The sequence below is a fragment of the Micromonospora sp. DT53 genome, from assembly GCF_049841535.1.
GTDB lineage: Bacteria > Actinomycetota > Actinomycetes > Mycobacteriales > Micromonosporaceae > Micromonospora.
Genome location: NZ_JBNCKM010000003.1, coordinates 613872 through 624081, shown reverse-complemented (window position 1 = coordinate 624081; position 10210 = coordinate 613872). Strand labels below are relative to the sequence as shown.

The window sequence follows — 10210 nt, the reverse complement described above, 5'->3', positions numbered from 1 at the left end:
GTCTGTCGTCACAAACGGATCTTCAACACCCTTCGTCTATGCCAACAGCCCGGGGTCGTTAGGACTTACTCGTCTAGAGGCGCTACTCGACGGTGCGATGCAGGAAGAGCTGTGGCGGAAGTCCGTCACCCTGGCCGACTCGCAGCGCACAGCAAATGGCAGATTCAACCGAGTCTGGAAGTTCTTCCACCCCAAGCCCGCGCAGCCTCGGACCCCACTCGTGCAGCCCGCTGCTGTTGCGCTTCGCGACTGGATCGGCGCCGGCGCCGGCGCCGCGATCTTCACCCTCGCCGTGGTGCAGTCAGCCATACTGATAGCGGCTCACGGCACGCTCGACCCATTCCTCGGCCTACTTGCGTGCATGGTTGGACTGGCCGCGGCCTGCCTTGGCGGTGCCGACCGGTACTACCGTAGGAGACGACTGCGCGCGAAGGAAGCACAGATCCGGCCACCACAGCAACGGCGACCAGAAGCGCCATCGCAGGGCTTCGCCCGCAAGGTGGACCGGCTCTTCGATCGCTACTTCGGCCGATACGTGCCGGAAGGCACCGACCGGGCCTATTGGCGTGCCCAGACAACGGGTATCCAGCGGCACCTCCGCGACGAGGTGGTCGGGCTTTACCGGGAACAGCGCATCGACGCAGACCGAGTCGCCTGGCTCGTACGGCACCTGGTGGGCGATGTGCGAGGGCAATGGGAACGGGACACGCTCACGGCGTATCGCCAACAGTTGCGCATCCCCGCCGGGACGATGGCTCTCCATGTTTGTGGAATTGCACTGCTCGCTGCTGGGACCCTCTGGGTTGTTCCGGCCGTCATGGCCAGCGCCCCCGTTGCCGGCACAGGCTGGCTACTGCTAGCGGTGGCGTCCGTGGTGCCAGCTGTCCGCTCGTCGCTCCGGATCATCGCCGAACAACGCAGGGTCAGGGACGACCAGGCGGAACGAGTCAACAAAGACGCCGCCCGCTGGGAGGCATACCGCCGGTGGTGTCACAAGCTGTCCGACAAACCATCGGACACCGAGATGGCCGCCTGGTTGGAGAGCGACCGGAAAGTCCTGGTCGACCAAGCCATACAGCAGTACCGACTCCATCCCAGCCACGTAATCGCGCACGCCTTCATCGAGGCACCGGCTGCCTCCTGCAAGAAAGCGCGGTACCCCCAGGGGCCGTGGCGGTACTCCCGGTATCGAATGCTGCTGTTCCTGCTCACCGACGACGGCGTCCGGCAGGTGAACATCGACCTCGACTTTGAAACCGCTACAAGCGGCACCACGCAACGGCTCAACTACCGCTTCGACGCCGTCGCCGCGGTCCGGATCGACGGCATTGCTACACAACAGCAGACCTTCGAGCTGACGCTTTTCAACGGTGAACCGATCTCCATCCGAGTGAGCGAACCCGACAACGAGACGCTTCAGCACGACGAGAATGCCACCAAGATTGCGGAACTGTCGCTCGACGCCGCCGGACTCAGTCACACCCTGCACGTCCTCGAAGGCGTCGCCGCCGAAGGCAAGGAATGGGTGAAGCACCGCCGCCACCGAGCGGACCAGAGACTCGCCGACCTCGCAGCCACCATCCGCGGGCTACTTGACTGAGCCATGTCGACTCACGCACCTGCAGGGCATCGGCAATGAGGCACTCGTTCCCAGGCTGCATCTTGGTGGTGGTGGAGGAGCCCATTGCGTGTCCGTTAGCCGTGCGGACATTCCAGCCGTGAGGATGGAGCGGAAATCCCGGGTGTCGGCCCTGCGTCAGGCGGACGGTCGTTGGTCGACGATGCGGCGCATCTTGCCCATCGACCGTTCCACCGTGTCCGGGGCGAGGACGTCGACCGCCACGCTCACGCCGATGGTGTTTTTGACGAGCTGCACCAGCGTGTCGCCGGCCCGTTCGGCGGCGTCCGCCTCGACGTCGGCCCGCCGTTCCACACGCACCGTGAGGGTGTCCAGCCGGCCGTGCCGATCGAGGACGCACTGGAAGTGCGGCGAGAGCTGCGGGGTGCGCAGGATCAGCTCCTCGATCTGGGTGGGGAAGATGTTCACCCCGCGCAGGATCATCATGTCGTCGGTCCGGCCGGTGATCTTCTCGATCCGGCGCATCGGCCGGGCGGTGCCGGGCAGCAGCCGGGTCAGGTCGCGGGTGTGGTGGCGCACGACCGGCATCGCCTCCTTGGTCAGGGAGGTCAACACCAGCTCACCCCGCTCACCGTCGGGCAGCACGGCACCGGTGACCGGGTCGATGATCTCCGGGTAGAAGTGGTCCTCCCAGAGGTGCAGCCCGTCCTTGGTCTCCACGCACTCGGTCGCCACGCCGGGGCCCATCACCTCGGAGAGCCCGTAGATGTCGACGGCGTGGATGTCCAGTTGCTGCTCGATCTCCCGGCGCATGTCCTCGGTCCACGGCTCGGCCCCGAAGATGCCCACCCGCAGTGAGGTGGCGCGCGGGTCGATGCCCTGGCGGCGCATCTCGTCGACGATGGCCAGCAGGTAGCTGGGCGTGACCATGATGACCTCGGGCTCGAAGTCGCGGATCAGCATGACCTGACGCTCGGTCATGCCACCGGAGACCGGGATGACCGTGCAGCCCAGCTCCTCGGCCCCGTAGTGCGCGCCCAGGCCGCCGGTGAAGAGGCCGTAGCCGTACGCGACGTGCACCCGGTCGCCGGGACGGCCGCCGGAGGCGCGGATCGAGCGGGCCATCAGGCGCGCCCAGGTGCGCAGGTCGTCGCGGGTGTAGCCGACCACGGTCGGCCGGCCGGTGGTGCCGGAGGAGGCGTGCAGACGGGCGACCCGCTCGCGGGGTACGGCGAACATGCCGAACGGGTAGTTCTCCCGCAGCTCGGCCTTGCCGGTGAACGGGAAGCGCGCCAGGTCGTCGAGATCCCGGCAGTCGTCGGGGTGCACCCCGGCCGCGTCGAACGCCCGCCGGTAGTGCGGCACGTTGTCGTACGCGTGCCGCAACGACCAGCGCAGTCGGTCACGTTGCAGGGCGCGAAGCTCGTCGATGCTGGCGCGCTCGATCGGCTCCAGTTCCTCCGGACGAGGGGTGCGGTCCTGCATCGGCTGTCTCCTTGGCGCGGCGGTCCCGGTGGGCTGCGGGTACCGTACGCCCGCCGTCACCCCGGGCCGGCCGGACGGTCAGCGGGTGGCCGGGAGCCGGTGCAGGGCGTCGACCAGCGGCGCCAGCTCGGGGGTGGCCTGCGCCTCGGCGAGCGCGTCGGTGAGCACCCGGTCGTGGGTCGGTCGGGTCTGGGCGAGCAGCTCGGAGCCGGCCGGGGTCAGCTCGGTGTAGATGCCGCGTCGGTCGTCGGCGCAGAGGATGCGGGTGAGCAGCCCTCGCTGCTCCAGGCGGGTGACCAGCCGGGTGGTGGCGCTGCCGGAGAGCGCGGCGGCGCGGGCGAGCTGGCTCATCCGCATGTGCCAGCCGTCCTGCCGGGAGAGCGCGTCGAGCACCGTGTATTCGACGACGGAGAGGTCGTGGCCGGCCTGCAGGGCCCGCTCCAGGGAGGTCTCGATCAGCCCGTGCAGGGCGGCGAGGGTGCGCCAGCCCTGCGCGCGGATCTCGACCGCGTCGTCGGCGATGCCCATGCCGGCCTCCTCGGTGTGATCTGAACGGACCCCAGGCTACCACGCTTGCGCCGATATAAAGCGCGTGCAAGTATTTCGTTGTCGGCGCGCGTAGTTGCACGCGCTGCATATCTGCCTCCTCCCGATGGGAAGACCATGTCCGTACGCCAAAAGACCCTGCCGCCCGGCCTGATCGCGCTGGCCATCGGCGCCTTCGGCATCGGGCTCACCGAGTTCGTGATCATGGGGTTGTTGCCCGAGGTGGCCGCCGACTTCGCTGTCACCGAACCGGTGGCCGGCTGGTTGATCTCCGGCTACGCGCTCAGCGTGGCCGTCGGCGGGGTCGCCCTCACCGCAGCGGTCACCCGACTGCCGCGCAAACCGGTGCTGCTCGGCCTGATGGTGCTCTTCATCATCGGCAACCTGCTCTCCGCCGTCGCCGGCGACTACGCCGTGATGATGGCCGGCCGGATCGTCGCCGCGCTGTGCCACGGCGCGTTCTTCGGCATCGGCGCCGTGGTCGCCGCCGGCCTGGTGGCACCGGCCCGCCGGGCGGGCGCCATCGCCATGATGTTCGCCGGCCTGACCATCGCGAACGTGCTCGGCGTGCCCTTCGGCACGTTCCTCGGGCAGCACTTCGGCTGGCGCTCGACGTTCTGGGCGATCACCGCCATCGGGGTGGTCGCCCTGATCGGGCTGGCCCTGCTCATCCCGGCCGGCGACACCGCCAACGCCGACCGCCCGGCCGGTGGGCTGCGCGGCGAGCTGCGGGCCTTCACCCACCCGCAGGTCTGGCTCTCCCTGGTGATCACCGTCCTGGGCTTCGGCGGGATGTTCGGCGCGTTCACCTACATCGCCTACACGCTCACCGAGGTCAGCGGCTTCGCCACCAGCACCGTGCCGTGGCTGCTCGTCCTCTTCGGAGTGGGGCTCTTCGCGGGCAACCTGCTCGGCGGCCGGGCGGCGGACAGGTCACTGTCGCGCACCCTGGTCACCGTCCTGGCGGTGCTCACCGTGGTGCTCGTCGGCTTCGCGCTGACCGCCACGAACCCGGTGCTGACCATCGTCGCGCTGGTGCTGATGGGCGGGTTCGGGTTCGCCACCGTGCCGCCGCTGCAAATGCGGATCATGCGGTACGCCCACCAGGCGCCGACGCTGGCGTCCGGGGCGAACATCGCCGCGTTCAACCTCGGCAACGCGTTGGGCGCGTGGATCGGCGGTGTGACCATCGCCGCCGGGCTCGGCTACACCTCGCCGATCTGGGCCGGCGCCGCACTGACCCTGGCCGGCCTCGGCGTGCTCCTCGGCGCGCTGCGGCTGGCCCGTCGCGACGGGTCGGCCCGGGCCGACTTGAGCCGGGTGGACGCCACGGTCTGACCCCTCGGGAGGAGGGCGCCGGGCCGGGCGGAATGCCCGACCCGGCGTCGCTCTGATCATCGCCCTGCCATCTTCTCGCAACTGCAAAAGATGTGCAACAAGGTCTGGACAACTGACTCACGCTGTAACTAGCCTGATCGCCATGAGTCCTTACATCGTGGATCCCTGGGCCTGGCAGGAGAGCTGGGACCGCCAGCAGGAGGCCTATCTCCCGGACCGGGAACACCGGTTCACCGCCATGCTCGACACCGTCGACGCGGTCCTCGACGGCCGGCCACCGCGCGTGCTCGACCTGGCCGGCGGCACCGGCACCATCTCGCTGCGGACGCTGGCGCGCTTCCCCGCCGCGCAGACGACAGTGGTCGACCTCGACCCGGCGTTGCTCGCCATCGCCGCCGCCTCACTGGACGACCGGGCCACCATCGTCACCGCCGACCTCGGCACCCCCGACTGGCGCTCCACGCTCCCCCACCACGAGTACGACGCCGTGCTCACCGCCACCGCCCTGCACTGGCTGCCGGCCGACCGGCTCGGGCAGCTCTACGCCGAGGTGCGCGAGGTGCTGCGACCGGGCGGCGTCTTCGTCAACGCCGACCACATGCCCGACGACGCGCTGCCGGAGCTGACCAAGCGGTTGATGGACCGCGCCCGGGACCGACGCAACGCCCGGTACGCCGCCGGCTCGATGCTGTCCTGGTCGGACTGGTGGGAGCGGGCCGGCGCCGACCCGGCGCTCGCCCCGCTGGTCGCCCAGCGACACGCGATCTACCCGACCGGGCACAGCCCCGAGTGGAACCCGCCGGTCTCCTGGCACCTGGCCGCGCTCACCGCGGCCGGCTTCAGCGAGGTCGGCACCCTCTGGCGAGGCGGCCCGGACGCCGCGGTCGCCGCGGTGCGCTGACGCGCTGCCGCCGGCAGCAACTGACGCCGCTGTCGCCGGCAGCTCGCGGAGGCCGCTGTCGCCGGCAGCTCGCGGAGGCGACTGTCGCCGGCACTACGCTGAGGAGTCGTGCCAGAGCCGTTCGAGCCGCGTACCGACCCCGACGTCGACCTGCGCGTTCCCGCCGACCGCCGCGAGCTGACCATTCGCCCCGCGACGATCCTCGCCACGATCGCGGCCGGAGGGATCCTCGGCGCGCTGGCCCGGACCGGCCTGCAACACGCCGTTCCGCACGCCCCGACCGGCTTCGGTTGGGCCACGTTCGCCATCAACACGTCCGGCTGCCTGCTGATCGGCGTGCTGATGGCGGTGCTCGGGCACCTCGACGGCGGACACCCCCTGGCTCGCCCGTTCCTCGGGGTCGGGGTGCTGGGCGGTTTCACCACCTTCTCCACCTACGCGGTCGACGTTCAGCAGGCGTTCGTCGCGGGCGCGCCGGGCACCGGGCTGGCGTATCTCGCCGCGACGGTGCTCGGGGCGCTCGTCGCCGTCGGGTTGGGCGACGCCCTCACCGCCGGGCTGCTGCGGCGGGCGACCCGATGACCGTGCTGCTCATCGCCCTGGGCGCGGCCGTCGGCGCTCCGCTGCGGTACCTCGCCGACCGGGCCGTGCAGTCCCGGCACACCTCGGCGTTCCCCTGGGGCACGTTGTTCGTCAACGTGGCCGGGTCACTGCTGCTCGGCGTCCTGGTCGGGTGGCCGACCGGCCCGGCGGCCAGCGCGTTGCTCGGCATCGGGTTCTGCGGCGCGCTGACCACCTACTCGACGTTCAGCTACGAGACGCTGCGGCTGACCAAGGGCGGCCATCGGCTCCTCGCGCTGGCCAACGTGTTCGGCAGCGTGGCCGCCGGGCTCGCCGCCGCCACCGCCGGCTACGCCCTGGCCCGCGCTCTGAGCGGTTGACCAGGGACGCGGTCAGCAACACACCGGGGGTATATCCGCGAGGTATACCCCCGGTGTAGTCTGTTGGCATGAGCGTGCCACTGACCCTTCTCGGCCTCCTCGAACGAGAGCCCAGCCACGGATACGACCTGAAGCGCGACTACGACGCCTTCTTCGGCCGGGGCAAGCCACTGCCGTTCGGCCAGGTCTACTCCACCCTCAGCCGACTGGCCCGGGACGGCAAGGTGGTGATCAGCGACGTCGCCCCCGGCTCCGGCCCCGACCGCAAGCGCTACGTCATCACCGACGTCGGCGCGACCGAGGTCGAGCAGTGGCTGACCCAGCCGGTCGACCCGGAACCACACCTGCAGACAGTGCTCTTCGCCAAGGTCGTGCTCGCGCTGATGCTGGACCGGCCGGCCGCCGAATACCTCGACACCCAGCGCAGCGCGCACCTGCACCGGATGCGCGAGCTGACCGAGATCAAGCGCGCCGGCAGCCTGGTCGACGCGTTGCTCGCCGACCACGGCCTCTACCACCTGGAGGCGGACCTCCGATGGATCGAGATGACCGGTGCCCGACTGGACGCCCTGCGGAAAGAGGTGCGGCCGTGAGCGTCGTGATCGAAGCGCGCGACGTGGAGTTCTCCTTCGGTCAGACCCCCGCCCTGCGCGGCGCGAGCGTCGCCGTGGAGGCGGGTGAGATCCTCGCCGTCATGGGCCCCAGCGGCTCGGGCAAGTCCACCCTGTTGCACTGCCTGGCCGGCATCCTGGTGCCCGACTCCGGCGAGATCCTCTTCGACGGGGCCCGGGTGCACGCCATGGCCGAGACCGAGCGCAGCAGCCTGCGCCGGGACCGATTCGGTTTCGTGTTCCAGTTCGGTCAACTCGTCCCCGAGCTGACCGCTGTGGAAAACGTCGCGCTGCCGCTGCTGCTCAGCGGCGTACACCGAAAGCAGGCGCTACCCAAGGCGGCAGCCTGGTTCGCGCGCCTCGGGCTGGACGGCCTGGAGCACCGGCGCTCGGGTGAGCTCTCGGGCGGGCAGGCGCAACGAGTCGCCCTGGCTCGCGGCCTGGTCGCCGAGCCGCAGGTGCTCTTCGCCGACGAACCGACCGGCGCGCTCGACTCGCTCACCGGCGAGCAGGTGATGGACCTGCTGGTCGGCGCCGCCCGCGAGCAGGGCACCACTGTCATCCTGGTGACCCACGAGCCCCGCATCGCCGCGTACGCCGACCGCGAGGTCATGGTCCGCGACGGGCGCGTGAACGCGCCGGACCGGATCGCCTCATGATCCGCTTCGGGCTCCGCCTCGCGCTGGCCGGCGGCCGGGAGGCGCTCACCCGCCTGCTCGTCATCGCCGCCGCCGTCGCGATCGGCAGCGGGCTGCTGCTGACCACCCTGGCCGGAGTCAACGCGGTAAACGCCCAGCTCACCCGGTACGCGTCGATGTATCCCAACGCCTCGACCGGCGACGCCGACCCGCTGTGGTGGTCGACCCGGCAGGACTACTTCCACGGTGAGCAGATCATTCGGATCGACGTCGCCGCGACCGGCTCGACAGCGCCCACCCCGGTCGGTATCCCGACCACCCCGGGTCCCGGCGAGTACTACGCCTCGCCCGCGTTGCGCGACCTCCTGGCCGCCCACCCGGCCGACCAACTGGGCAACCGGTTCCCGGGGCGTGACCTCGGCACCGTTGGACCGGCCGCGCTGACCTCGCCGGACACCCTGCTGGTCATCGCCGGCGGCGCCCCCGACCAGGTCGCCAAGCTACCCGCTGCGAAGCAGGTCACCAGCGTCGGCGACACCCCCGCCCTCCCCGAGACCACTGTGAACCTGATCCTGGGTGTGATCGCCGGCGGGTTGCTCTTCCCGGTGCTGATCTTCATCGGCACCGCCACCCGGCTCAGCGCCGCCCGCCGGGAGCAGCGCTTCGCCGCGATGCGCCTGGTCGGCGCGACACCCCGGCAGATCTCGATGGTCGCCGCCGTGGAGGCGACCGCCGCCGCCGTTGCCGGCACCGCCGTCGGCTTCGCCTTGTTCTACGCCTTCCGCGACCCGCTCGCGAGCATCCCGTTCACCGGCATGCCGTTCTTCCCCAACGACATGTCCCTCGGCGTGCTGAACGTCCTGCTCGTAGCGCTCGGCGTCCCGGCCGGGGCGGCGGTGGCGGCCCAGGTCTCGCTGCGCCGCGTACGGATCTCGCCGCTGGGCGTCACCCGCCGGGTCACGCCACGGGCACCGCGCGCGTACCGGCTGATCCCGATGCTGCTCGGCGTCGCCGTGCTGGTGTTCGCGCTCGGCTACCGACCCGAGTCGTCCGACGGCCAGACCGCGATCTTCCTGCCCGGCCTGCTGCTCATCATGGCCGGCCTGGTCCTCGCCGGCCCCTGGTTGACGATGGTCGGCGCCCGGGTGATGGCCCGGTACGCCAACCGCCCCGCCTCGCTCATCGCCGCTCGACGCCTCGCCGACAACCCGAAGGCCGGCTTCCGGGCGATCAGCGGCATCATGCTCGCGCTCTTCGTCACGAGCGTGGCCGTCGGCGTGATCACCACGATCGTCGCCAACCGAGGTCCGGCGCCGATCGGCTCGACCGATGCGGGCACGGTGACCACCGTCTTCGACGAGAAGGCGACATCGGTGCCCGACACGCTGTTCGCCGAGCTGCACGCGATCACCGGGGTGCGTTCCGCGACCGCGATCCGGGAAGCCCCGGACGTGAACACCGGCGGCGAGGGCGGGGTGATCGCCTGCGCCGACCTCCCGAGCGCGTACGGTCGGTGCGCCGAGGGCGCGAGCGTCATCGAGGTGCCGATTGGTCTCAGCCGCTGGCAGGAGTCGGCGTCGTCCACAACGGAGTGGGGCGCGGCGTCCATCACGCTCGACGACCTCCAGCGGCTTCCGTTGGTATCGGTGGTCGTCGGCACGGACGGCTCCACCACCGCCATCGAGCGCGTCCGCACCGTGCTGGAGGTCGCCTTCCCGACCTTCTGGACGGGTCCGAACGTGCCCGGTGACTTCGAGTCGGACTTCACCAACACGATGCGGGCCTGGGAACAACTGGCCAACGTCGTCATCATCGCCAGCCTCGCGCTCGGCGGGTGCAGCCTCGCGGTCAGCGTGATCGGCGGGCTCACCGAACGCCGACGCCCGTTCAGCCTGCTGCGCCTCAGCGGCGCACCGGTGCGGGTCCTGCGTCGGGTGGTGGCGCTGGAGAGCGCCGTGCCGATGCTCGCCGTCGCCGCGGTCGCCATCGGGATGGGCCTGCTCGCCGCGCACCTGTTCCTGCGGGCACAGATGCACTACACGTTGATCGCGCCGGAGCCGCGCTTCTACGTGATCGTCGTGGTCGGACTGGTCGCCTGCCTCGGCGTCATCGCCTCCACGATGCCGCTGCTGGAACGCATCACCGGGCCGGAAACCGCCCGCAGCGAGTAG

The 10210-nt window shown here is 70.6% G+C and carries 10 protein-coding genes; 8 read left to right on the top strand and 2 right to left on the bottom strand.

Annotation, left to right across the window (positions count from 1 at the left end; genetic code table 11):
* Positions 1 to 1600, top strand: a 1600-nt coding sequence (locus ACLQ3B_RS14190; RefSeq protein WP_425780868.1) for a hypothetical protein, incomplete at its 5' end; no start/stop codon positions are given.
* A gap of 156 nt (positions 1601 to 1756) precedes the next feature.
* Here ACLQ3B_RS14190 and paaK read toward each other — a convergent pair.
* Entirely contained in the window at positions 1757 to 3064 is a 1308-nt protein-coding gene (gene paaK, locus ACLQ3B_RS14185) for a phenylacetate--CoA ligase PaaK (protein WP_425780866.1), read from the bottom strand.
* Positions 3065 to 3142: 78 nt separating this feature from the next.
* The gene (locus tag ACLQ3B_RS14180; RefSeq protein WP_425780864.1) at positions 3143 to 3592 is read right to left on the bottom strand and encodes a MarR family winged helix-turn-helix transcriptional regulator; all 450 of its coding nucleotides are present in this window, start codon (positions 3590 to 3592) and stop codon (positions 3143 to 3145) included.
* Between the two features lie 135 nt (positions 3593 to 3727).
* On the opposite strand from ACLQ3B_RS14180, the gene ACLQ3B_RS14175 reads away from it, so the two are divergent.
* The 7 genes from ACLQ3B_RS14175 (at position 3728) to ACLQ3B_RS14145 (ending at position 10210) form a co-directional block, all read left to right on the top strand.
* The gene (locus ACLQ3B_RS14175) at positions 3728 to 4948 is read left to right on the top strand and encodes an MFS transporter (protein ID WP_425780862.1); all 1221 of its coding nucleotides are present in this window, start codon (positions 3728 to 3730) and stop codon (positions 4946 to 4948) included.
* 142 nt (positions 4949 to 5090) lie between these two features.
* Entirely contained in the window at positions 5091 to 5849 is a 759-nt protein-coding gene (locus ACLQ3B_RS14170) for a class I SAM-dependent methyltransferase (RefSeq protein ID WP_425780861.1), read from the top strand.
* 108 nt (positions 5850 to 5957) lie between these two features.
* Positions 5958 to 6431 carry a fluoride efflux transporter FluC gene (locus tag ACLQ3B_RS14165; protein WP_425780860.1) on the top strand — a complete coding sequence of 158 codons (474 nt, stop codon included), beginning with the start codon at positions 5958 to 5960 and terminating at the stop codon, positions 6429 to 6431.
* Positions 6428 to 6790, top strand: a complete 363-nt coding sequence (crcB, locus tag ACLQ3B_RS14160; protein WP_425780858.1) for a fluoride efflux transporter CrcB — start codon at positions 6428 to 6430, stop codon at positions 6788 to 6790. Before ACLQ3B_RS14165 ends, crcB begins: the two co-directional genes overlap by 4 nt.
* 68 nt (positions 6791 to 6858) lie before the next feature.
* Positions 6859 to 7383 (top strand): PadR family transcriptional regulator, encoded by a 525-nt coding sequence (locus ACLQ3B_RS14155; protein ID WP_124853978.1) that lies wholly within the window; start codon positions 6859 to 6861, stop codon positions 7381 to 7383.
* Complete coding sequence (locus tag ACLQ3B_RS14150; RefSeq protein ID WP_425780855.1) at positions 7380 to 8060, top strand: ABC transporter ATP-binding protein; 681 nt, start codon at positions 7380 to 7382, stop codon at positions 8058 to 8060. The genes ACLQ3B_RS14155 and ACLQ3B_RS14150 overlap by 4 nt, the downstream gene beginning before the upstream one ends.
* A complete protein-coding gene (locus ACLQ3B_RS14145; RefSeq protein WP_425780853.1) occupies positions 8057 to 10210 on the top strand; it encodes an FtsX-like permease family protein in 2154 nt (717 codons plus the stop codon). The genes ACLQ3B_RS14150 and ACLQ3B_RS14145 overlap by 4 nt, the downstream gene beginning before the upstream one ends.